Origin of the sequence: Bythopirellula goksoeyrii (assembly GCF_008065115.1) — a bacterium.
GTDB classification, from domain to species: Bacteria; Planctomycetota; Planctomycetia; order Pirellulales; family Lacipirellulaceae; genus Bythopirellula; species Bythopirellula goksoeyrii.
Window position 1 is genome coordinate 2,491,669 of sequence record NZ_CP042913.1, and the last position, 23,190, is coordinate 2,514,858.

Annotated in this window: 17 protein-coding genes; 4 read left to right on the forward strand and 13 right to left on the reverse strand. The window is 53.3% G+C overall.

Annotation, left to right across the window (positions count from 1 at the left end; genetic code table 11):
- Nucleotides 1-136 precede the first annotated feature (136 nt).
- The 4 genes from Pr1d_RS09850 to Pr1d_RS09865 form a co-directional block, all read right to left on the reverse strand.
- On the reverse strand, nucleotides 137-1,303 hold the full coding sequence (locus tag Pr1d_RS09850) for a hypothetical protein (protein WP_148073372.1): 1,167 nt from the start codon (nucleotides 1,301-1,303) through the stop codon (nucleotides 137-139).
- Nucleotides 1,300-1,977 (reverse strand): lectin-like protein, encoded by a 678-nt coding sequence (locus tag Pr1d_RS09855; protein ID WP_148073373.1) that lies wholly within the window; start codon nucleotides 1,975-1,977, stop codon nucleotides 1,300-1,302. The genes Pr1d_RS09850 and Pr1d_RS09855 overlap by 4 nt, the downstream gene beginning before the upstream one ends.
- Complete coding sequence (locus Pr1d_RS09860; RefSeq protein ID WP_148073374.1) at nucleotides 1,968-2,831, reverse strand: L-type lectin-domain containing protein; 864 nt, start codon at nucleotides 2,829-2,831, stop codon at nucleotides 1,968-1,970. The genes Pr1d_RS09855 and Pr1d_RS09860 overlap by 10 nt, the downstream gene beginning before the upstream one ends.
- Nucleotides 2,832-3,102: 271 nt before the next feature.
- A complete protein-coding gene (locus Pr1d_RS09865) occupies nucleotides 3,103-3,306 on the reverse strand; it encodes a hypothetical protein (RefSeq protein ID WP_148073375.1) in 204 nt (67 codons plus the stop codon).
- A 512-nt stretch (nucleotides 3,307-3,818) separates the two neighbouring features.
- On the opposite strand from Pr1d_RS09865, the gene Pr1d_RS09870 reads away from it, so the two are divergent.
- The 3 genes from Pr1d_RS09870 to hemG all read left to right on the forward strand — a co-directional run bounded on the left by Pr1d_RS09870 (nucleotide 3,819) and on the right by hemG (nucleotide 7,250).
- Entirely contained in the window at nucleotides 3,819-4,535 is a 717-nt protein-coding gene (locus Pr1d_RS09870) for a hypothetical protein (RefSeq protein WP_148073376.1), read from the forward strand.
- A 95-nt stretch (nucleotides 4,536-4,630) separates the two neighbouring features.
- Nucleotides 4,631-5,752: a hypothetical protein gene (locus Pr1d_RS09875; RefSeq protein WP_148073377.1), complete on the forward strand. Its 1,122-nt coding sequence runs from the start codon at nucleotides 4,631-4,633 to the stop codon at nucleotides 5,750-5,752.
- Nucleotides 5,753-5,828: 76 nt separating this feature from the next.
- On the forward strand, nucleotides 5,829-7,250 hold the full coding sequence (gene hemG, locus Pr1d_RS09880; protein WP_168205159.1) for a protoporphyrinogen oxidase: 1,422 nt from the start codon (nucleotides 5,829-5,831) through the stop codon (nucleotides 7,248-7,250).
- Nucleotides 7,251-7,252: 2 nt separating this feature from the next.
- Here hemG and Pr1d_RS09885 read toward each other — a convergent pair whose 3' ends face one another.
- From Pr1d_RS09885 to typA, 9 genes are all read right to left on the reverse strand, one after another.
- On the reverse strand, nucleotides 7,253-7,726 hold the full coding sequence (locus tag Pr1d_RS09885) for a hypothetical protein (RefSeq protein WP_148073379.1): 474 nt from the start codon (nucleotides 7,724-7,726) through the stop codon (nucleotides 7,253-7,255).
- 132 nt (nucleotides 7,727-7,858) lie between these two features.
- Entirely contained in the window at nucleotides 7,859-8,788 is a 930-nt protein-coding gene (locus tag Pr1d_RS09890; protein ID WP_168205160.1) for an SHD1 domain-containing protein, read from the reverse strand.
- 234 nt (nucleotides 8,789-9,022) lie between these two features.
- Nucleotides 9,023-9,859 carry a hypothetical protein gene (locus Pr1d_RS09895; RefSeq protein ID WP_148073381.1) on the reverse strand — a complete coding sequence of 279 codons (837 nt, stop codon included), beginning with the start codon at nucleotides 9,857-9,859 and terminating at the stop codon, nucleotides 9,023-9,025.
- 1,750 nt (nucleotides 9,860-11,609) lie between these two features.
- Entirely contained in the window at nucleotides 11,610-12,320 is a 711-nt protein-coding gene (locus Pr1d_RS09900) for a hypothetical protein (RefSeq protein WP_148073382.1), read from the reverse strand.
- A gap of 57 nt (nucleotides 12,321-12,377) precedes the next feature.
- The gene (locus Pr1d_RS09905) at nucleotides 12,378-13,277 is read right to left on the reverse strand and encodes a DUF6923 family protein (protein ID WP_148073383.1); all 900 of its coding nucleotides are present in this window, start codon (nucleotides 13,275-13,277) and stop codon (nucleotides 12,378-12,380) included.
- A 216-nt stretch (nucleotides 13,278-13,493) separates the two neighbouring features.
- Entirely contained in the window at nucleotides 13,494-16,703 is a 3,210-nt protein-coding gene (locus tag Pr1d_RS09910; RefSeq protein ID WP_148073384.1) for a serine/threonine-protein kinase, read from the reverse strand.
- A gap of 79 nt (nucleotides 16,704-16,782) precedes the next feature.
- Nucleotides 16,783-17,361 carry an ECF-type sigma factor gene (locus tag Pr1d_RS09915; RefSeq protein ID WP_148073385.1) on the reverse strand — a complete coding sequence of 193 codons (579 nt, stop codon included), beginning with the start codon at nucleotides 17,359-17,361 and terminating at the stop codon, nucleotides 16,783-16,785.
- Nucleotides 17,362-18,008: 647 nt separating this feature from the next.
- Entirely contained in the window at nucleotides 18,009-18,350 is a 342-nt protein-coding gene (locus Pr1d_RS09920) for a PilZ domain-containing protein (RefSeq protein ID WP_148073386.1), read from the reverse strand.
- Nucleotides 18,351-19,027: 677 nt separating this feature from the next.
- On the reverse strand, nucleotides 19,028-20,908 hold the full coding sequence (typA, locus tag Pr1d_RS09925; protein ID WP_238476671.1) for a translational GTPase TypA: 1,881 nt from the start codon (nucleotides 20,906-20,908) through the stop codon (nucleotides 19,028-19,030).
- 449 nt (nucleotides 20,909-21,357) lie between these two features.
- Between typA and Pr1d_RS09930 the strand changes: the two genes are divergently transcribed.
- The gene (locus Pr1d_RS09930) at nucleotides 21,358-23,124 is read left to right on the forward strand and encodes a hybrid sensor histidine kinase/response regulator (RefSeq protein ID WP_238476672.1); all 1,767 of its coding nucleotides are present in this window, start codon (nucleotides 21,358-21,360) and stop codon (nucleotides 23,122-23,124) included.
- Nucleotides 23,125-23,190 lie beyond the last annotated feature (66 nt).

Sequence of the window (23,190 nt, forward strand, 5' to 3'; positions counted from 1 at the left end):
CACTATCGAATGTCCTTCAGCTCACATGGCTAATTCCTCACCAGTGTGTACGATGTCAGCGACAATAAAGTCATTTTTGTGGTGTCCGAATCGTTGATAGGAATAACGACTAGTCGTATTGCATTATCTTGAGATCTCAGTTTAAACTTTTCTTTAGTCGTTTGACTAAAAGTCGATCACAATCACCCTGCGATGTCGGCTCAATTTCTTGATAATCTTTGTGATGTGAGTTCTGCATATCGACGATTACCCATTCCCCTTGACGGTCACACACGATCAAGTGGACGTATCCTTGCTTCCAGTTCTGGGGATTGAACACATAGTCAGCACACAACACGTAGTCGGTTTCCGGCGGATGCTGCCGAACATACTCTCGAACCTCACGTGACAGATCCCAGAGCGTTTTCAATTCGTTAGGATCCTTTTGAGACGCAGCGAACTCGACAACTTCTTCAGCGGTTTTGGCTTGACACAGTGCGGCGGTAATTAGTCCATTGGCCAAGGCCTGAGCGCTGGCGACATCTGTAGCTCGGCCAAGCACGCGAGGCGGCAGTACCAGCAGTGTCCGCTGCGGTCCTGCCTTGCGGAACTGCTGCTCGCGTGCCGGGATGGCATCACGCTCTGCTTGAGGAGGCAATCCGCTGCGCTCGTCGATAAGGCGTGCCATTTTCCCCGGCTGAGCAGCACGGGCGGTCTCTTCATTCAGACCCAGTTGCGGAGCAATCCGCTCGACGACCTCCGCTGAAAGGGTCATCAAGTCGCGATGATTTTGCATTGCCTTCAATTCTTGATCCTCTTCGGTCAGTTGTTCGCTCCAAACGATGTCCCCTTTTTTGTCTAGAATGACCGACTGAATTTGTGTCAACAGGCCCTCTGGCAGTTTTACATGGTACTCGACGTACAAGGCATAGTCCGTTGGAATAGGATTCTGATCGACGAACTTGCCGAGTTCATTCGTGTATTGGCGTAGGTCGTTGTTTTCGCCAGGATCGAAGGGTTTGTCTCCTAGTTCGATGTTCTTCAGTCCCTTCTTCTCCAGGAGGAGACCAATCAACTCGCTAACACGATCCATTGGTTTAGCGGCAACACGGACCGGAAGAATGGTTAAGGTTGCATCTGGACCTTGAGACTTCAACTGCTCCAAACGCTGGGTTTGCTTTTCATCCCGGGATTCTGATGAAGGCACTTCGGCAAGTCCCATTCCATTCGTTACGAACAAACCAGCAAGCATTACCAATCCTGCGGCGAGCAGTCGACGTGGAAAACATAACAAATTGTCTAGTTGCTCGTTTGAGTATTTCATGGCAACAACCTTTCATGTGAACAATTCAGGTAATTGGTAACACCAGCGAGTGGCTTTTTCATTAGTTGCCAGATACACGTAAGTAGCACGACCATCACAAAGTTCGATGGTTCAGGGACAGACTCTACGACATAGGCGGTTACGATGAGGCGAGTGGCTTGCTCATCATTCCAGAATGCGGATCGCAGCCCCGTTGAGCTCTCACTTGCGAAGAAGGCTATGCGATTCTCATCGATCTGGCCGAATAGATCATTGGGCTCGCCGGGATGCCAATTGGTGAATTCGAAAGGTTCCCCCGTGACCCATTGCCAGCCCACGGATGGATCTCGGTCTCCAGGTTCTTGGATAGCACCCAACCAGGGGCCAAAATAGTTGCCGATTCCATCTCCTTGCCAATACTCAGGCGAATCCGTTAGAGAGAAGACAAACTCGTTTTCTTCAGCAGAAGTGATCGTCGCGAGGTATCCGCCATGAGCATGGGCGTTAAAGTATGCATCGGGCCAATCGATAACACGATGAATCCCGCCGAAAACGGAATCTATAGGACCCTGAAACACTTCATACCAATGCCCATTCCCTCCATCGGTAACTTCCCAACGTATGCGTTGGGCACTAACATCACTGAGTTGGATACCAATTGATACCGCGCATAATAGCACTAGTTTCATGTACATAGTTTGGGACTCCTTCGAAATAATGCGCTTAGGCAAAAGACTACCCAAACGAACATTGTCAGCATTAGAAAGGTATCGCTTTCAGGTATCGCGTTGAACGAAGCATTGAGGATGTCGTGATTGGCCCAGCCATTCCAAGTCGACGCTGTGAAGCCGATCCAGGCTTGCCCCTGACTTAATGCAAGCGTCTGATTGAGATCCAACGGAACGACAAAAACTGGCGTCGCCAGGTCGTCTACGAAGATGTCCATCACCCCGGGAAGGTAGCGTAATTCGACAGTGTGAATTGCCCCCGCTAAGAAATCAGGCACAAAAGTCGTCGAGCCGAGCGAGTAGTCTTCATGGGGACTATTTGGCGAGAGTCCACGTGTATGAACGCTGACGTGATTCCCGTTGGGGTCGTTGAGGTCGGAGTTCTTCCATGTATCGAATTCCACGGCGACGCTGTTAGGAATGGCTTCTCGATCACCTACACCCCCGTAGCCAATTCCCGAGCCATAGTCTCCGAGCGCCGTGACGCTGCTGTTCTGGATCACAAAGGCCAATCCATCACCCCCGACACCTGAAAAACCCGGCTGAGATCCTCCTCCGGTCATTTGAAACTGAAATCTGCAGCGGAATCCGTCGTCTACTATCTCTCGGTAGCGAATCCACGCCGATCCATGCTGGTGATAAGCCGCAGGCGTCAAGCGCAGGCGGTTGCCACTCTGGATGGCATCGCCGCGCATGCGAATACCATCAACGGAACTAAAGTCCGAATAGTGGAAATCAGCTACTGCCGGAGCTACATACCAGACAGGTAGGAATACTAAGAAGGAATAGAAAACTTGACATCGAAGATAAACTGAGCACATGGCATTGGCCTCCCTCAACGTTTGGTAGGCCGCCAATGTCAGTTATTTGCCGCTCTGCTTGATTGGCGGCACCGTGGTGTGCGATATGCGCAATGAATTGTGCCCTAACGCACATCGAAATCATGCTCTTACACTATTAAGACCTCCTATATGGATCTGATGGAATTCTAAATGCTCGATAGTGCAATTGGTGTGCCGCTGGTGTTAGTTCAACGTGGGACAGAGTCCCTAGTGCTTCTCGACGAACTCGTGGGGGCACAATTGCCGCAAATCAGCTGAAGATATCTATTAGCAGTATCTCTTTGAAAAAACTGCGATTTATTTTGGCAATCTGCGTTGTCGGAGGATTCCCAAAGGGAGCGCAAACGTGCTCATGGAATCGCTCGACATACGCTTGCATCCAGTTTGAATGCTCCTGGTGCACGGCATCGACAAGTTTACCTCCACCCAGCTGCGTTACCCAAGTGGTTGGCATGGCGGCCCCTGCAAGGCTGCTCGAAGTCGCGGCGGGGAATCTGACTTCGATCACTTTGGCGACTGGCCAACTCACATCGGTTGCATCAACCGCCCGCTAGGAAGACTTGACTCATAACACTGCGGTGATTTCGACCGACGACAGTTAGGGACTGAGTCTTGCGCAATCAGGCTGATGAAGCTCGTTGTGTTGCGATAGTGATGCCAGTCGGCTTATCCTTTGCAGGCTCGCTCGACTCCTAACCTACCTCAGCCCGAAACGTCGAAGTTGATCGCCGCTTCGCAAAAGCACTCAGGTAGGAGTTTCGCAGTTGACTCCCCCACCCCGCCAGTCCCCAGATCCCAGCCCCCCTCCCGAGAAAATTTCCTCTCGTTTTTGGCCACCCAATCTGCTATAGTGAACGCCTGTATATATTCGCTATGTCTTTTGCAAAACCCTCCCCGCTCGTCACCTCGCGACCATCCCAAGGGAGGGTTTTGGATTGACCCCAGAACACTCCAGGAGGAACCATCATGAACTCACCACAGCCGCCGCGACCTGTTGGGCGACCGCGTGTGTTGGCTGATCCCATCAAGCGACGTGAAGTCTGCTCTTTGATCGGGGTCGGCGCGGGGTACGACGAAGCGGCCAGGCACGTCGGTTGTACCGTCGCCACGATTCGCAATGAGGCAAGTCGCGACGCGGAGTTTGCCGCACAGCTGACCTCCGCTGAAACGACTGCCGGTTTGACTCCTCTTCGCGCGATGCGTTCGGCGGTCAGTACCGACTGGCGCGCAGCCGCCTGGCTGCTTGAGCGGACTTGCCCCGAACGCTACGCTCGCCGCAAACCGGAATCCCTCTCTCCAAGCGAGGTCCGCGCGCTACTCGATGAGGTCGCCAGCATCATGGCCGACGAAAGTATGGATGAGGCCCATCTTGAGCGAATGCGCTCTCGGCTCGACGAACTGCAGAAGGCCCGTTTTGGCCAATACCGCTCTGGACTGCAAGGCGACCCGACGCCCAAGTCGGCCGAGGAACGTTGGTACGAGAAGTGGCAGCGCGAACTGGAGCGAGACCTGGCTGCTGTCGGTTTCGATGCCAGTCAAAACAATGTCAGTGCCGCGGAAGTGAAGACGGCCATCGCAGGGATTGAAGCCTACGATCGTAGTAGCGAAGCCGAGGAAGCTGAGCAGGCACAGGGAATTCTTTTTCAAAAACTCCAAAAAAGCCTGAAGGAGAAGATTCCGTAAGTCATTTGTCACTAATGAGTTGCGTCGATTCATGTCGGCAAGAATGAATTAATTTTTATTTGTTTTCTTTGTTTTTCGAGGAAAGTTAGTTGAGGATGCCTACTCTTATACGCAGAATCGAGCAAAGAGCGTCGGCTTTGCGTTTGCTGCTAGCAGTTGTCAGGCAGCATTTGTTTGCCCCGCTGGGCACGGGCAACTCCGTTGACACAAGTTGGCCCAATTGCCATACTCCCCGCCTATTTTCCCCGTTTGAAGGGGGCAATAGTCGATTCATCTCTTCACCTTCTGACAGCAATCTGATTCGAATGGCAGCGAACACTGCTCACATCTGGTCCAGACTCTGCACGTGCTATGCAATTACTGCATTGCTCGTTCTGGCCATGTTGATGCCTCGAAGCAGTCATGCTGCTGAGCCGTTCGATGATGTTGTTCTCGAAGGGACTCAGGAGAGTGAAGTACTGTCTTCTGACGCAGCCAAGTTTGACGAGTGGGAATCGCTCTTCGATGATGATAAAGTCAGCGAGAATGAGATCTACGAAGACAGCACAGCCAGTTGGGGCGATCCAAACATAAAAACGATCGACTGGCTACGCCACTTTGGTTTCCGTCATTCCTCGTCCTCGGGTCGGTTTGCGCACAAGGGAGTTCCGCTCGAAGGGACCAGTTGGCTCAATCGGCCGTACCATGCCGACTGGTTTGTCGGATCTCTGCTGGGTGATGAATTGATCCCAGGGCGTGTCGATCAACACAATGGCACCATTGGCGGTGTACGCATCGGAACGGACTTTGACTACTACTGGGGAGCCGAATGGCGGTTTGGCTGGTCTCATCCCAACATTGGACTTGCCGACCAACTCGAGCCAGCGGCGTCCAGCAGCTACTTCATCACCGATGTCGATTTGAAATACTATCCTTGGGGCGATACGGTGGTGAGGCCTTATTGGTTGCTAGGGCTGGGCATGACGAATATCGGTTTTCGCGACCATGAGGGTGTGACTCGTGATGTGACGCTTGCCACGATGCCCATTGGCACGGGAGTCACATTTCACCAATGGCCTTGGCTCGTCTGGCGGCTTGAAGTGCTCGACAACATCTCCTTCGGTGCCGACGGCGTGCAAACGGTCAACAACTTCTCTCTCACCGCCGGCATGGAATATCGTTTTGGAGCAAAGCCTCAATCTTACTGGCCCTGGCGAACCAGTCGCCGCATTTGGTAACATGAGGGGCGTTTCACTGATAATCCCGCCCTACTTGCCGATCTGAAATCCCTTGTCAGGCCGTTCGACAGATTCTTTGCCGCAATCACGTTTTGCAGTCATCGGTGGTGGCATCAGTGGACTGACGGCAGCCTATCGCTTGACGCAAGAGGTGCCGCAAGCGCGAGTGCAATTATTCGAAGCCAGCGACCGACTTGGCGGGGTACTTTCGACTTTCCAGCAACAAGACCTGCTAATCGAACGCGGTGCGGATAGCTTTCTCACCAAACAACCCTGGGCCGTGGAACTCTGCCGGGAGCTCGGGTTGGCCGAGGAGTTGATCCCCACTAATTCAGAACATCGGCGGGCACTTGTGCTGTGTGATGGAGAACTTCATCCGGTGCCTGAAGGGTTTCACATGATGCGGCCGCAGCGGGCGCTTCCGATATTGCGAAGCCGACTGCTGAGCTGGCAGGGGAAGTTGCGGCTCCTTGCCGAACGGTGGATCGCTCGCCCCTCAGGAATCGATCGAGAAGATTTTGACGACAATCTCGCACACTTTGCCACGGAGCGGCTTGGCCACGGAGCATACGCTCGACTTGTGGAACCCCTGCTTGCCGGGATTTTTACGGCTGACGCCACCAAACTGAGCGTCGCGGCGACCATGCCTGAAGCGATCGCATTGGTTCGCGAGCATGGAACCTTGTGGCACCGTGAAGTTTCGCCAGGCTCGGAGCCGGATCGCTCCACCAGCGGAGCAAGGTACGGAAGCTTTTTAACACTACGGGATGGAATGAGTCGCCTCGTAAACGAACTTGCTGGGCGACTACCCACTAGTAGTATTCAATTGAACAAACTCGCGAGACAGCTTTCGCGTGACGAAGACGGAAACTGGAGTTTGCAACTCGCCGATGGTTCAATGTGTGGCCCGTTCACTGGGGTAGTGACAGCGCTCCCTGCTCCGCAGACGGCAAAGCTCGTAGAACAGGTCGATTCGCAACTTTGCGATCTATTGCGGCGAATACCCTACGCAAGCAGTGCGGTTGTAAGCCTCGCATACAATCGAGAACAAGTTTCACGGCCCTTGGATGCGTTTGGACTGGTTGTCCCCGCTGTTGAAAAATCCAGGATCGTAGCGGCGAGTTTTTCCAGCGTCAAGTTCCCGGGACGTGCCCCCGGCGATCAAGTCGTCGTGCGCGTATTCCTGGGAGGTGCGTTGCATCCCGAATTGGTTGACTTGCCTGAATCAGAACTGCAATCGATAGCGATAGAAGAACTGTCACCGCTTCTGAGGATATCGGGTGCCCCGTTGCTTGTAGAAGTCGTGAAGTGGCGAGAGAAGATGCCCCAGTATCACGTCGGCCACGTACAGCTTGTCGATGAGATCGAGGCTCGTGCTGCCCAGCTCACCGGCTTCGCACTCGCCGGGAATGCCTACCGTGGAGTGGGGATTCCTTACTGCATTCGCAGCGGAAATGAGGCAGCGCATCGCTTAGCGACGATGCTCAAGGAAGTATGAAACTAAAGAAGTTCCAGCCGAGGTTCCCCAGCCAAGCGTGAAAACACAGCGATTCGTTGTTGCTGATCGGTGAGCGGCGAAGGAAAGACACTGCTGAGAGTTGATGATCCCTCGCTCCGTTCTAGTAGTCGGCTCAATCCTTCGACCAAGGTTGGATCTTGGGCAAGTGCAGCTTCGATCAGTGCCCGTTGGGGATGGTCGTTCACGACGGCCAGTTTGCCATCGATCACAGTCAACTCAAGTGGCTCGGTTATTTCAATCCCCGCGGTCGAAAGGCTTGCCTCGATGCGTTCTCCCAGGGGTTTCTCATGTTGGACGTTCTCTAGAGTTGTTTCGTTGTCCTGCGGGGAGAAGGAGTTGGCAAGTGAATGAAGAACATCGGAGAAGGGTTCGAGGACCGCACGTGAGGACCTCTGTAACAGGTTCCCAGCCCCTACAGCCGAAGCTCCTGCGATACCTAACAGTACTTGTTCCATCGACGAATCTCGTGGTTAACTGCCTCGTGGCTAGCTTCAATAGAGGAAGGATCGACCATGGCAGAGCACCTGTTGAGGAAAACCAGGCAGAGTTTAACGACGCTAGCAGTGCTTGAATGAAAGAAGATTTCTTCAATCAGACCAGCTCATAGCGAGCTTTTCGGCTAGGGACTCTTTTTGTAGCACCATCCGGAGATTGCGGACCTGCTCTTTGACAAAGGCCAAATCAGCATCGCTCAATTGTGTGAGGGGGACTGCGATTCGATCTCCGGCTTCCTTCTCCAGAACCACGAATTCAGCATTCATACTCACCAAGTGCGCCAGACATGAGAACTGCGAGGTGCAATCAGACCAATAGCGTGGATCCTTGACGGCGATGCTTTTAGTACCTTCTAACACAGATGGGAGTGCTTTTTGACCGGAGGGATCAAATGGATCCACGGCTGGCTTCTCCTCTGATTCAGTCTTTGGCTCTGGCGTCGGCTCTTCTTCAGTTGGCCCGAAAAGATCCTCAAATGAATCCGATTTGTCTTCCGATTCTCCTGAAGGCTCAGACTCCGTAGACTCCTCTTCGGGGAGAGCTTCTTCTGCAGACGCCTGCTCAGGTTCAACAAACAACGCATCGGTAGAATCTTGCGGGGGAGTCGCCGGTTCGTTGGATGGCGTTGGCTCATTGGTGGCCGACGGCTCCTCGAAGAGTTCATCGATTTGAGACTTCTTTTCCGGTTCGACTTGAAGAGGCGCGTCGTCTGCTGGTGGAACAGGACCTGGGAATAACTCTTCAGTCGGTGGATCAATTGGTTCTTCAGGCTGAGGTACAGCGATCGGTGCGGCTGGCAGGATAGGCGCGGGCTTCTCTGCAGCGGGGGCGGGCGAGTCTACTTTTGGTTCAGCAAGCGGTTCTACAGGAGCAGTTGTCTGTGGCACCTCTGCTGAGCTAGGAAGTTCTTTTTCGCCACTTCCGTGAGTCGTTTCAACGATAGGCTCACTGAATTCGCAGTCACCACAGCAAGTAGATTCTTCCGATTGATAAGGGAACCATACTTCACTTGCTGTCCACATCGATTGGCATTCGCATTCGAAGTAAACCTCAGGCTCACACCCGCAAGCTAAGAGAGGCTGGACAGGCTGCGATAAAACCAACAAACAGACGACAAGACGGGAGACCAACGAACCCATAACTCAAAACCCTACTCAATACGTCTGAACTGCTTGACCAATGCTCTAAGCCTCTATTCTAAGATTGAACCAGTACGGTGATCAAGGAAAATCGCTTTAACCTGCTTTGATAATTCACTATTTCTTGAAAGCAGGCTCAAAGGGAGCGATCTCGGGGTATTCGTGATCCAGATAGCCGGCAACCGCTTTATGCTTGTCTACGATGAGCGACTCTTCCATTCGCAGTTGAGTTGCAGAACTCTGCCAGGTCTGGGCAAAAGGGCCGGTAATGCCCGCACTCGGTCCGTCTGTCAAAAGCGAAAGAGCACGTTCGAACAGTTTAACTGCCGACTTATTCCAAGTTGTCACCTGGCGTCCGTGGGCTAGTAATCTCTCGTCAACGCCAAACTCATTGAGTTGTTGCAGGCTTTTAATCGCTTGCTCATGTCCAGTCTTGCGACTGACAAGATAATCATAGAGTTGAAGTTCGTCCTCCGCGCGAAGACCTTGCGATCGATTGTTTCCCTCTTGCAAAAGGCATTCGGTTAGAACATCCCAATAGGCTCGAGTAGCATTGCGTCGTTCGGCTTTGGTTGGCTGGGGGGTACTCTTAAAGTGTGATTTGCTGTTCGCTTCTGAGGGGTCGGTCGACTCTTGAGTAGAATCTACCTCAGTAAGTAGCTGCTCATCGACAAGCTTTCCTGGTTCATTCGTTGCAGCGGATTGTGACGCACCTTGCTTAGAATCCGAGTCGGTTGGGTTGGCAGTTTGTACTTCGTCGGCCAGGAAGAACTCCGGCTTGATGACGTCTGCCTTTGCCAGTACACCGATGGCCATGTCTTTCATGTCGATGCCGAGGTAGGCTGAACCGAGAAAAACTCCTCCAATCATCGCAGCCAGGCATCCAATGAATTCGAAAAAGGAAAGCCCCCGCCTCACTGGTCGACTCGAATAAGTTCTAAAAATTGCTCTCATCGAATAGTCCTTAGCTAAATGACCGTTCTTCCACTTGCACTAGAAAAAGCGCCAAGCGGAGGGAACCGGATTGCTGCCGAGTGGTTACGCCACTAGAAAAGCATAGCTCTTGGAAGTCAGGGACTTTTGGGCAAGGCCCCCCAAACGAGGCGCATGTCAATCGGCATCGCCTGATCGGGAGGGATATGCGGATTGTGCAGAGAATCGGCGCGCAAGTTGTTTCATCAGGACAATCCGGAAAGTGCATCTGCTGGACTACCGTGTGTGGCGCAACTGCAATAATTCTTGCACCATTCTGCGCACCGCGACGGGAGATTTATGGTGGCCCTATTTCCGAAAACCAAAAACAAAATACAAAACTAAACTCACGCACTCTATATTTCTCGATGTTTTTTAGGATTTTGCTAGTGGTTTTGAAATCAAAACTCGCCAAAACTTTGCCCAGCTCGAGCAACTTGGACGGCCCAAACCTACCGACGGATCTCTAGCCATGACGCAGCTCTGTGCGTGGCAGGAACGATTTAGGTTTTCAAAGAACTGTGGTTAGCGGTTAGTGGGTAGTGGTCATTGGTTGGTGGAAAGCTCACGAATCTTTTTTGATCCTGCGCACCGTCGGGGTGGTGTTATCGCGCTGCGTTTCTTGGAGATCAAAAATCCAAAAAAAATAACGCGTTTCGCTCGTCCCGAATTGTCGCAACTCTTTGCAGAGTAAAGACATGCGAAAACGCCTCCTTCTCACTTTTATAGAGTTTTTGAGAAAAAACTCCACTAAACTGGCCGCTGCTTGCGTATCGAAACCGCCAAACTCCTCCAGCGCGCGGACCTAGCGCGAGCAATCCCGCAATGCTTTGCGGGCACTGGTAAGTTTCCATCACTTATCGCAAGCCCCATTATCTAGATGTCGCGAGGGATTTCCACAACTATTTTTGGGCCATCTCAAAAACAGCCGCGCAGCGACCATTTGCAAGCCGAGAATGTGAGTGACCGGAATAGGCTTGGGATCTAATGTAGCGCGACTCTCCGAGTCGCATCTGGTACGTAGTTGAGAGTGTCGGGGAATTGGTTCTCTGTCATTTCGAGGTACTCCGAGAAATCTGGCCAGATCCCTCGGAGTACCTCGGGATGACAACTCGCTTTGCCCTTGAAAGTAGCGGGCGCAATTCCTGGACACCCTTACGTAGTTACGACTCGGAAAGTCGTGCTACTATGGGATGGGGTTTTCGAGTTTTTTCGTTTCGCCGGCGTAGCAGCGGACAAGTGAAGCGATACAGCGGGAGAGCATTACAAGCAACGACCACCACCGGAGGTGGCTTTGGATGAGAATTTTGCAGGAGTTTGTAGGTTGATAGATGAGTTTCGGCGTTTACGGTCGAACGCAGATTCGAGTTGCCATGCATCGCATGTATCGTCGGATTGAACATCTCCCCAACAATAGACGCAGGACACGCCCACATTGGGCACGAAGTGTGTAGTCGATGCGGGTTTCGCTAAACAAGGCCTGGTTGTTGCCAATCTGGTGGCGCAACTACATAGGTCGCCACCACCTCCCTCAGATTGATAAGCGGTGAAGTCACAGCGGGTGGTCCAGCTTCTTTCAATTCGCGGCGGTACGAATTGCAGTCGGTCGGTTCACCGCCTGCAGATTCGGAAGTCTCCGATTTCAGCCTATCTACGCCAGAATTTTACGGTCGTCTTCCTGCTTGGAACGCGTTCGAGTCAGCAGGCCAAATCTGAGCTTTTTTGCCTACAGTCAACCATCTAGTATCGATCGGCACGCCAAAATACCAGCTACGCACGCAAGTATTAGAAGTCCCGAGTGCGGCTCTGGGACTTGGATAAGTCGCACATTATCAAGGCCGAGAATGTCCTTCATACCCGTTGCCCCAGGGCTCTGCAGGACGTGTTCTAGCTGAATTCTGAATTCAGTTACAGAACTCAGCAGGGCATTCCAGTTGCCACCACTGTCGACTTCCCAGCTAGATTCGCTGATCGGGACAGAAAACGCCTCCCACGTTGTGCTGCCAGTCGGGGCTGTACCTATCCAGACTGCCCGGCCTCCAGGACCCGAGATTATGAGAGTGGGTGCCCCAAAGCTGTCCACATTTTCGCCGGTATCGATCAGGCTTTCGTCCCACTCAACCCTGCCTAGACCGTCCAGGGAGGACCAGTCGCCAAGAAACTTACTTGGTGCGGTCGCGAAACCGTTGGCCAAGTCAGCGGTCAAATCTGTAAAACGTAGATACCCATCAGGGTTGCCACCGGCGGATTGCCATGAGGTTTCACCCAAATTGTTGGAAGTCCATCCATCGAGGTCAGTATCGAAAGTGCTTTCAGCGACTACAAAGTCCGCGCGAACTATTCGCCCTTGAAACAAAATGCAGACGACCAAAACAAGCAGGATCACGTATGATTTGGCGAGCGTTCTCAACAAAACGATGAGTAGGATATTGTTAGAAGTCATGGTTGGTTTCCTTGCTAGAATTGAGGTGAGTTATTTGCCATAGCCTCAGGCGTTTGGTCACTGATGCGTTTCTTCCGTTCCTCTATCTGATTGTCGTTTCCGGCGAATTAGTACTAGACCGACGAGGCCGGTCCCTAACATCTCTGCAACGGAAGGTTCTGGGACGGAAACGGCAGTCGCCTGAAGAATTGGAATGGTTGGAATACCGGCCATCCCGTAAACATCTCCTCGAATCCCAAGCTTGCGTACTTGAGTGCCGCTGCCTGTGGTTGGATCGATCTGGATGATTCGGCGATCTATTGTAATTCCGTACAGAACGTCATCGACAAAATCCAATCCGTAAAGGTTGGAGTAGCCGATCGAGCCGATCAAAGTGCCAGCACCAGTTACTGGGTCTAGTTGCACCAAGTCGTCGACATCATTCGGACCGAAGGCGGACATGTAAAAGCCGCCACTTGGCGAAATTGCCAGATCGCCAGTTGCCTCGAAACCCGTCTCACCAATTAGCGTGCCTTGACCCGTCAACGAATCGACATGCAGCAACCGATTCCTTGCCACGAAGAGATCATCGTCGGCATCAAAGTCCATCGAGTTGAAATTGCCAGGATCTTGATAGCCAATGGTGCCGATCTGAAGGGTTTCCCCGGTATTCACGTCAATTCGATAAAGCTCTGCGGACGAATAACTGAGTCCGTAGAGAAGACCGTCGCGTGACACAGCCAAGTCGAAGAATAATTCGGGAGTCAACGCTACGAAAGTCTTATTGGCTGAGGGAAGGTCGACCTTCCAGACTTCTTTTTCGCTGGTGCTGACGTAGACTTGGCCATGGCTTTCGCCTCCTCCGTTGTTTCCGCCTCCTGGGTTGTCCGGTTTCTTGCCCTGGGCCGGAGAAATGGCTAATGACATTAAGGCGATAGCTGTCAGAGCCGCCGCGAAGACTAGTTTGGAATTTAACATAACTTTGTTCCCTTCTATTTGGGTCGTCCGCGGTACAATAAAAAAGCCATCGCCCCGAGCGCGCGGACTGTGCTCTCGGGCATGCGGCCCCGGTCGGTGAGTGGTGGTTGGCGCTACTGGCTCGCCGACTGGGTTGTCTATTGGCACTGCAACAAGCAGGGCCGAAGGAATGTATTACCTCATATCAGTGTGTTGTGCGTGGTCTAGTTCTTGAGATCATTCTCTTGGACTACTAAGTCCGGCGTCACCACCTGATTCTGCATTCGACGGGTGGGTGTGCTCACTTGCACTAAGGTTTATGAGATGCTGCGCCTCGGCTTGAAACCGCCGCTGCTCGTCGCCGCGGTCGGCCTGCGACATCCACTGCACAGCCTCTTGGTAGTTAGCTTTTGCTTCTTCCTGCTCGCCGTTCTGCCAATAGGCCATCGCCAAGAAGAACTGATGATAAGGATCATACCCATCTCTCATCTCGCTTGCTTTTTCGAGGGCCTCGATTGCTTTCTTCCAGCGCTCGTTGCGATACAACGCAATGCCCAGGTTGTCCCAGGTGTTGGGGTCTTCCGGTTTGAGTTCCATCGCTTTTGTCGCCGCTCGCAGGGCGATTTCAGCGTTACGATCGGCGGGATCTGCTGATGTGGCTGCGTTCCATGCCTGGTCGTTATACATCGTCCCAAGATTCTCCCTCGTAAGTTTCGTGTCTGGATGCTCCTGACCCAGCGTACGCACTTGTGCTTCCATGGCCTGCTGGTAAAGTGGTTCTGCCTCGTCGTAGCGACCCTGCCTGTGAATGGCGAACGCCAGATTGTTCATGCTGCTGAGCGTGTGTGGATGCCCGTCGCCCAGCGTGCCGCGGCGGATTTGCAGAACTTTTCGGAATAGCGTCTCAGCTTCGGCGAAGCGGTCTTGTTTCGTGTAATTGGCCGCCAAATTGTTTTCGGCCAATAACGTATCGGGATGTTCCTTACCGAGCACTCGCTGTTGAATTTCGATGGTCTTCCGGTAGAGTTCGTTCGCGTCATCATGGCGACCTTGGTGCAGGTATGCGTTCGCTGCGGTGATCATGCTTAAAAGTGTGTTTGGGTGCTCTTCGCCCAGCGTCCGGCGCTTAGTTTCGAGCGCCTGGCGAAGGATCGATCCCGCCTCTTCGTAACGATCTTGGTCGGCGTAGACGATCGCCAGATGGTTCATGCTGCGGAGCGTGTCCGGATGCTCGTCACCCAGCGTGCGGCGGAAGAGTTCTAGTGTCTGACGAAAAAGGGCCTCGGCTTCGTCTGTACTCCCCTGGCGGCATTTAACGATTCCCAGACTGCCCATGCTGCGGAGCGTGTCAGGGTGCTCTTCGCCCAGCGTCCGGCGCTTAGTTTCGAGCGCCTGGCGATGCATCGTTTCCGCCTCGTTGTAGCGGCCTTGATCAGTGAAGAGATTCGCCAAATTCATCATGCTCATGAGCGTGTCTGGGTGCTCATCGCCAAACGTGCGGCGAGTGATTTTGAGATCCTGGCGATACAGTGCTTCGGCCACCTCGTAGCGGCCTTGGCTTTTGTAGATGTTCGCCAGATTGTTAATGCTGGCGAGCGTCCCAGAGTGTTCTTCGCCCAGCGTGAGGCGGGCGGTTTCGAGCGTCTGACGAGACAGCGTTTCGGCCTCGCCGTAACGTCCCTGATGTTCGTAAACGATTGCCAAGCCGTTCATCGATGAAAGTGTTTCGACCGCCTCGGCTCCAGCACTCTTAGTTCGTATTTCTATAGCCCTCTGATAATGTGTCTCAGCCTTCTTGTATTCGCCGATCGACGCGTAAGACGCACCAATGGCATGTCGAATAGCCGCTTCGACCAGGGGCTGGTCGGAAAAACGCCCCTCAATATTCTCAGCTGCTCGATCAAGTACCGTACGGAGCTTGATGTTCGGGTCGGGCAAAAGCTGAGCCTCGGCCTGCAAAGCAGCGTCGGCCATGCCCAGCAGGTCTTTCTGAAGGAACTCATTAACGGCCTTGGCAATCGCCGCTTCGGTGTCTGCGCGCCGCGCTTGTTCGGCAGCTCTCACAGCCTCTGCGTTTGCTTTAATCGCTTCTCGATCCGCACGTTCTGCTTCCTCTTCTGCTTTCGACTCCGCAGCTACCGCACGATCGCGCTCTTGCGTCGCACGAATTGCCTGCCAAGTCGCCAGACTGGTACCGACCAGCAGCGCGGCGGCAATGGCCGCGGATGTTGCGATCAGCGACTTGTTGCGTCTTGCGAACTTCTTTAGCTGGTATCGTCTCGATGGCGGACAAGCCTCCACGGCTTCGTCATGGAGATAATGCTCCACATCCTCGGCGAACTTGCTGGCTGTGTCGTAGCGTCGGGACCTATCCTTCTCCATCGCCTTCAGCACGATCCAGTCCAACTCGCCGTGGACCAAGGCGCTAAGCTTCTTCGGCTCGATGTGCCGATTGGCGGCAATCGAAGGCAAAGATGCGCTCGTGCTGAGTTTCAGACTCGGCCGAGGTGGTTCTTCTTCACGGATAATCCTGAGCAACTCGTCGAACGCCGCAGAGCGGAGCCGCTCGCGGTCAAAGGGCGTCTCTCCGGTCAACAGTTCATAGAGCAGTACTCCCAGGGAGTAAACGTCCGTGCGCGTATCGACGTCGATTTGATTGAGCTCGGCCTGCTCGGGACTCATGTATTCGATGGTCCCCACGACCTGACCATATTCTGTGAAGATCGTCTTCTCAGTCAGTCGCTGCTCGATGGCCTTGGCGATACCGAAGTCGATGATCTTGGGCACCGGCCTATCATCATAATAAGCCACCATCACGTTTGTGGGCTTAATGTCGCGGTGAATGATTCCTTTCTGATGGGCATGTTGCACGGCCTGACAGACAGGCAAGAACAATTCCAACCGCTCGCGCGGAGCAAGCTGGTGCTGGTCACAGTACTCCGTGATCGGAACCCCCTTGACCAATTCCATCACGAAGTAGGGCCGACCGGTGTCGGTCGTGCCGGCGTCGAAAACCTTGGCTATGTTCGGGTGATCCATCATCGCCAGGGCCTGTTGTTCTGCCTCAAACCGGGCAATCACTTGCCGGGTGTCCATCCCTGGCTTGATTATTTTGAGGGCAATCCGCCGCTCGATCGGCTCGCTCTGCTCGGCCATGTAGACGACGCCCATGCCCCCTTCCCCGATCTGCTGCAGGAGCTTATAGGAGCCTATCGAGTCGCCGGGCTGCTCGGTGATGGGGCGGTCTACGGTTGCTACAAGGTCACCTGCATCGCCTTGAAGAAAGCTACCCAGCTTTGCCTTAGCATCTAGCAACCTCTGAACGCGGCTACGCAGAGGTCCATCACCTTTGCAAGCCTCATCTAGGTAGGCAGTGAGTTCCTCTTCTGATCCCATATCGAGGGCACAGAAGAAAACCTCTTCCACTTTGGATTCATCGGTAGCCATTCGGAGAGTTCCTCACATTGGTCGCTCATAGGCCAATGCGAGTATTTGCCTTCGATCCCCTCACCAGCCGTCTATTTTTTTACGTTGTGTTACTATCGGAGCTATTTTTGTCCAATTCAGAGAACAGCCAGCATCGTGCATAAGTCCAGTATCTCTCAGCTGTTGCGTGCGAGATGCCCAATGCCTCAGCAGCCTCGGGAATCGTCATTCCGGCAAAGAAACGGAGCTTCACCAGGTCCGCCTTCTTGGGATCGGCCGTCGCGAAGCTCCTAAGGGCTTCATCCAACGCGAGAATGTCTTCGCTGGGCTCTTCGGCGAAGGTGCATGCGGCGTCCAGGTTAACACGCTGCAGATTCCCGCCGTGTTTTGGGCGTTTCTTTCTTCTGGCGATGTCAACTAGAATGCGACGCATGGATTCTGCTGCTGCAGCAAAGAAATGACCGCGCGAATCCCAGTGCTCAGCCTTCTCCACATCCACCAGCCGGATGTACGCGTCATGCACCAAGGCCGTAGCCTGCAAAGTTTGTCCAGGCTTTTCCTGTGCGAGCTTAGCAGCTGCCAGTTTCCGCAATTCTTCGTAGACAAGTGGCAGTAGCTCCTCGGCGGCGCTTGGGTCTCCCTGCTCGATCTGGGACAAGATTTGGGTGACGTCGTCCATAGTCACGAGTATAGCATCTGCATCACCTAGAGATTAGGCCAGCGAAACGCGCCGTCAAATCATGCTGAGATTGCGGCACTGACGGCATTTTGAGGATTCCTAAACCTGCTGAAGTTGCTTCGAATTCGGCATATATCTATCACCCCCCCCCTTGCAAATGATTGTAATCTCTCAAAGAGCCACAAGGACGACAGAAAGTAAGAAGAACTCACTCTGTGTCACTGTGCCTGTGTGAAATCAATTGCTTAGCATTTGGGTCGGTTGCGTTGAATCCCACCTTAGGAAATGAGGTGGCACAATTTCTATGAGAAAGTGGGGAGAGTTTCGGGCTGCGAGTTTCGAGGCGCGAGATTGGGACAGGCGCTAGGCGCTGGCAATTAGGCGCTAGTGAAAAAAGAGAGGTTACGATCAGAAGATAGGTACCGCTTTGGGTTCAGGACATGGGTGGCGCTTTGCTATTTGGGGATGTGACTGAGTAGGAGTAAGGAGGACAAATATGAGGTCTTGGCGAGAAGCAAGTGGGTAGAATGGCGGCAGAAGAGAGAGGCCAGAGATATGCGGCCGTACCTGGAGTGGACATGGGGTTGGAAGTCTTGTTTGAACAAGACTTTCAACCCCTTGAATGTCCTACTTCGAGAAGTATCGTGTCAGCAATTAGGGTCGACTAGCCTTCCCCCGCTGATGTACCAACCTTCGCCAATTGGATCACAACGCTCGATTTGGACCAACAGCGGATCAGGCTGTCCGGCTATCGTTACCGAGACTTCTTTCAACGGCAGCTCCATGCTGTGCAACAGACCGATTCCCGAAAGGCTGACTTCCCGCGTGAATGCCGAGAAGCTGTGATTGTCCATCTGCACGGAGATCGGACGGAAGAAGGGAAACCGCGTCTCTGATCGACGGTTGTTGTCAGCATCTTTCAACGCGACTTTTACTAGTTCAGTCAGGATCTCATCAGTTGTCGGGCTCGTATTCGTGTTTGCAGACATCGGATAGTTCTCCTTGTGGTCGTGCGCCAACCAACGGGGTAGCGCTCACCACAAGCCTAGAACCGCAAGTGGGTAAAAACCCCACCAACGGGGGAGAGGGGGATTAGCAAAGAGAATTTGTTGTGCCAAATAATCCTTATAACTGCTCTAATGAACACACTTAAGTGAATAGAACGATACCTGGGGTGAAAACCTGGTGTCGCGAAGGGGAGCTGGCAACCAAGTATCAACCGCAGGCCTCTCAATAAACCCCAGCGCGGCCACTTGCCGCAACCGAATAAACAGAAAGAAATTAGACACGGATGATCGCTGATCGGACGGATTTACGCGGATGTTAAGAGAATTCAACACTCGAATAATCCGTGGTATTCCGCTAAATCCGCGTTTGTCCGCGTCCGATTTCTCCTTTGATTTTTGCTGAGAAGAATTTGCGTATGCTGCGAAAACTTGAATCGTTAGTAGCACAGAGGCCTCTGAGGAACACAGAATAGAGGTATTGGGGAGTGGTGCTGTCACCCCTCTGCGGTGTTGTTGGCTTGCTCGACTCTAACCGGGGTATCACTGCGCTCGACCCCGACTAATTGCTGATAACCCTGCGGGATAGTTGAAGGAAGGGTCGGAGAAGGTGATAGTTGTCAGTGGTCAGTTGTTTACTTTCGCCACCAGTCACTTACCCTCTAACCATTCGCTTGCCGTGCTGCTCGGCGGCGGTCGGCTTCGATTAGCATCATTTTGCGGAGGCGGACCATGCTGGGGGTTACTTCGACTAACTCGTCTTCTTCGATATACTCCAGACATGTTTCAAGAGACATCGCTCGCACGGGGCGAACCTGGCTGTTGTCGTCTTTGCCGGCTGCGCGGACGTTGGTGAGTTTCTTGCCTCGGACGACGTTCACTACCAAGTCGCCTACGCGGCAATGCTCGCCAATCACCTGGCCCTCGTAGACCTGATCGCCAGGGCGAATGAAGAATTCACCACGATCGTAAAGGGCATCGAGTGAATACGCGGTTGCCATGCCTGATTCGTTGGCAATGAGCACTCCCACTGGTCTGCTCGGTGTTGCACCTCGGATTGGCTCATATCCAAGGAAAGTATGGTGCATGATGGCCTCTCCCTGGGTCGCGTTGAGCATGCGGTTCTTAAGTCCCATGAGCGACCGAGCAGGGATGGTGAACTCAAGATGCACGAAGCCACTCGACTCTCGGTGGGTCATTTTGGTGAGATTGGCACGGCGGTCCCCCAACAAGGCCATCACGGCATTTTGGCATCTTTCCGGACAATCGACGACGAGTTGCTCGATCGGTTCACTACGGACCCCATCGATATCGCGAAGAATGACTTCCGGCTTTCCGACGCAGAGCTCGAATCCCTCGCGACGCATGTTTTCGATGAGAATTCCCAGATGCATGAGCCCCCGGCCAGAAACGCAGAATTGCTCCTGGCTGGGCCCCGGGCCCACTCGGAGGGCAACATTGGAGCGTAATTCCTTGTCGAGACGCTCCCCTAGTTGGCGGCTGGTAAGGAATTTTCCCTCGCGACCGGAGAATGGGCCGTCATTGACTCGGAACGTCATGTGCAAGGTCGGTTCGTCGATGGGAACCGCGGGCAGTGGGTCGGTGCATGTGAGATCTGAGATGGTGTCGCCAATTTCGATGGGTTCCAGTCCGGTAATCGCACAAAGATCACCGGCCGCAACGCTTTCTACCTCCTTGCGGTCAAGACCGTCAAAACCCAGCAATTGACCAACTTGTCTCTCTGCCGAATTGCCTTGCCGGTCGAAAACTAGGACTCGCTGGCGACGCTTGATCGTTCCCTCGCGAACTCGGCCGATGGCAATTCGCCCCACATAGTCGGAGTAATCAAGCGACGTCACTTGCATTCGCAAGGGGCCATCTTCTAGGCCTACTTCTGGTGGCGGGACATGTTCGATGATTGTTTCGAACAAGGGTCGGAGTGAATCGCTTGGTTCATTGAGATCCAGGGTAGCCCAACCTTCTCTAGCTGAGGCGAAGACCACGGGAAAATCCAAGAATTCTTCAGGGGCATCCATTTCCACCAGGAGATCGAAGACCTCATTGACCACTTCCTGGGGGCGAGAATCGGGGCGATCGACTTTATTGACGACCACGATGGGCCGCAAACCGTGCAGCAAAGACTTTTCTAGTACGAAGCGGGTCTGCGGCATGGGTCCTTCGTAGGCATCCACCAAAAGCAACGTTCCGCTGGCCATTCCCAGGACGCGCTCGACCTCGCCACCAAAGTCCGCGTGACCCGGGGTGTCGATGAGATTTACACGGTAGGAATCACCACTGGTCGATGTGTAACGTACGGCACAGTTCTTGCTGAGAATGGTGATGCCTCGCTCACGTTCCAAATCGTTCGAATCGAGTATCAGCCCATGTTGTCCCCCTGCCAATTTCGCCAAGTCCTCGTTCCGGTACTGCCCTGACTGGAGCATCATCTTGTCGACCAAGGTTGTCTTGCCATGATCCACGTGGGCAATTATCGCAACGTTGCGAATCTGGTGGGCTGTGGTAGGTGTGAGTGTCATATTCATGGCAGCTTGAGATCCAAACGTGGGGATACTCCACAATCCAGATCGGCATCTGAAGGGGAGGGGTAAATATCGGGGAACGGGGAAATGGAGCAACAGCTCCTCTCGGCAGCCGCAAAGTCGGCAGGAGGGACTAGTGATTGTACGAAACTAAGCCGTCGCTGGGCAGTTCATTTTTCTCGGTTTTGCCACGATTTATTGCCTGGAAGCACCTAAACCGTCCCTCGGGTTCCCTGTTCGAAGGCGACTCTGCTTCGTAACAGGTCTAACTTTGAACCGTGCGACCTCATGAGAGCTGCTCCAAAGGAGCTTGCCCAACAGAGAGTAAACTTGTTGGGTTTGAGGACCTACTCTATAATGGACTATTATTACCCTAGTAGAGATGACGGTATCATCCCCACTTCTGCAGTGCGGTCCGTGAGCTTCTACCAACCGACAGTCGGAAGTGTGTGGTGTCAGGATCTATAGTGTCGCCAGAAGACGCGTCAACGAATAACGAGGAATCGGGCGAGCGGCCAAAGGTTCTTTTTTTTGGCGGTTCCCACGACTCTACGGTCAATCTCCCAGCCCACCTGGGTGAGGAAGTGGACATTGTCCAGGTCCATTCTACGCCTGAGGTTTTGTCTAATTTGGTGAGTGGAGAGTTTGCGGCCGTTTACTGCGATGCTGAGAATTTCACCAACTCTCTCGATATCAGCAAACTTTTCTGTGGCGATCGAATTCTTGAAGGGATGCCTGACGGCGTCGTGCTTCTCGATAAGGAATATAACATCCTCTGGGGCAATGGTCGGCTCAAAGAGTGGAGTGGTGCGGAAAAAGTACTTGGGGAAAACTTTTACCGAGTGATGGGTAGCCCCGAACTCTTGGGTCCTGATTTTTGCCCTTTGCACAGTGCCTTAGGAACGCGGCGAGCTTGTGCTTCGATCATGCGTCGCGAAGACAACAAATATTTCCGCCTGCATGCAGCTCCGGTGTTTATTCCCGGAAGCGAGGAGCCTCCTCAAACTCTTGTTGTTAGCGTGCATGACATGAGCGAAGAGGTATTGCAGCAGCAAAAACTGGCTGCAATCCATCACGCAGGTGTGGAACTTGCGGACTTGACCACCAGTGACGTCGCGCAGCTTCTGGAAGAAGAGCGTATTGAACTGTTGAAGTCGAACATCTTGCAGTGTCTTCAAGAGATTCTGCAGCTGGATGTCGTCGAAATACGCATGCTGGATCAAGACACGGGCGAACTGATTCCCCTGCTGGAAGTCGGCATGCTGCCCGAAGCCGCGGATAGGAAGTTGTACGCCAGCACCACTGGCAATGGCGTGACTGGATTCGTGGCAGCCACCGGCAAGAGTTATATCTGCGAACACACTCTAGAGGACCCTTTGTATCTTGAGGGGGTCCTAGGAGCACGAAGTTCACTGACAGTTCCGCTCATCCTGCACGACCAGGTTATCGGAACGCTCAACGTAGAAAGTCCCGAGGGTGGCGCCTTCACCGAAAGCGACTTGCAGTTTCTCGAAATCTTCGCCCGGAGCGTGGCGGTCGCACTCAATACTTTGGAGCTACTCGCTGCTGAGAAGGCGAGTACCGCCGCGGCGAGTGTCGAGGCGATTCACAGTGCCGTCGCTCTGCCGGTCGATGTGATTCTCAATGATGCCGTGAACATCATGGAACGCTACATTGGCCACGAGCCCGATGTGGTGGAACGCCTGCATCGTATCCTTCGAAATGCCCGTGACATCAAGCAGGTGATCCAGAAGGTTGGCCAAAGCTTGAGCCCGACTCAGGCCCAGCCGGTGAGTGGGTTGACCGAGTCACGCCCGAAGCTTGTCGGTCGGCGAATTTTAGTGGTGGATGATGACGAATCGGTACGTTCTGCGGCTCATGCCCTTTTGGAACGTTATCAATGTGTCGTCGAGACCGCCCATGATGGCTATGAAGCTTGTCTCATGGTTCGCAATCTGGCGGCTGGGTCGGCATATGACGTGATTATTGCCGATATTCGCCTGCCCGATATGAGTGGCTATGGGTTGATGATGAAGCTGGCAGAACTTATGGAACGCGTGCCGATGGTCTTGATGACCGGGTTTGGTTACGATCCGGGCCATTCCATCGTGAAGGCGCGCCAGGCCGGGTTGCAGCATGTGCTCTATAAGCCGTTCCGTCTCGATCAGTTGGTGAGCATTGTTGAGAGCACTATCGATGCCTCGAATTCATCAACCTAGTTTCTGCACTCACTAGCTTCATTAGAGACTTTCTCCAGCCACACCGGCAAACTCAGATCAGTTCCT

Coding starts and splice junctions, on each gene's coding strand:
- Pr1d_RS09850 (WP_148073372.1), bottom strand. CDS start 1,303: ATGAAATACTCAAACGAGCAACTAGACAATTTGTTATGTTTTCCACGT.
- Pr1d_RS09855 (WP_148073373.1), bottom strand. CDS start 1,977: ATGTACATGAAACTAGTGCTATTATGCGCGGTATCAATTGGTATCCAA.
- Pr1d_RS09860 (WP_148073374.1), bottom strand. CDS start 2,831: ATGTGCTCAGTTTATCTTCGATGTCAAGTTTTCTATTCCTTCTTAGTA.
- Pr1d_RS09865 (WP_148073375.1), bottom strand. CDS start 3,306: ATGCCAACCACTTGGGTAACGCAGCTGGGTGGAGGTAAACTTGTCGAT.
- Pr1d_RS09870 (WP_148073376.1), top strand. CDS start 3,819: ATGAACTCACCACAGCCGCCGCGACCTGTTGGGCGACCGCGTGTGTTG.
- Pr1d_RS09875 (WP_148073377.1), top strand. CDS start 4,631: ATGCCTACTCTTATACGCAGAATCGAGCAAAGAGCGTCGGCTTTGCGT.
- Pr1d_RS09885 (WP_148073379.1), bottom strand. CDS start 7,726: ATGGAACAAGTACTGTTAGGTATCGCAGGAGCTTCGGCTGTAGGGGCT.
- Pr1d_RS09890 (WP_168205160.1), bottom strand. CDS start 8,788: ATGTGGACAGCAAGTGAAGTATGGTTCCCTTATCAATCGGAAGAATCT.
- Pr1d_RS09895 (WP_148073381.1), bottom strand. CDS start 9,859: ATGAGAGCAATTTTTAGAACTTATTCGAGTCGACCAGTGAGGCGGGGG.
- Pr1d_RS09900 (WP_148073382.1), bottom strand. CDS start 12,320: ATGACTTCTAACAATATCCTACTCATCGTTTTGTTGAGAACGCTCGCC.
- Pr1d_RS09905 (WP_148073383.1), bottom strand. CDS start 13,277: ATGTTAAATTCCAAACTAGTCTTCGCGGCGGCTCTGACAGCTATCGCC.
- Pr1d_RS09910 (WP_148073384.1), bottom strand. CDS start 16,703: ATGGCTACCGATGAATCCAAAGTGGAAGAGGTTTTCTTCTGTGCCCTC.
- Pr1d_RS09915 (WP_148073385.1), bottom strand. CDS start 17,361: ATGGACGACGTCACCCAAATCTTGTCCCAGATCGAGCAGGGAGACCCA.
- Pr1d_RS09920 (WP_148073386.1), bottom strand. CDS start 18,350: ATGTCTGCAAACACGAATACGAGCCCGACAACTGATGAGATCCTGACT.
- typA (WP_238476671.1), bottom strand. CDS start 20,908: ATGAATATGACACTCACACCTACCACAGCCCACCAGATTCGCAACGTT.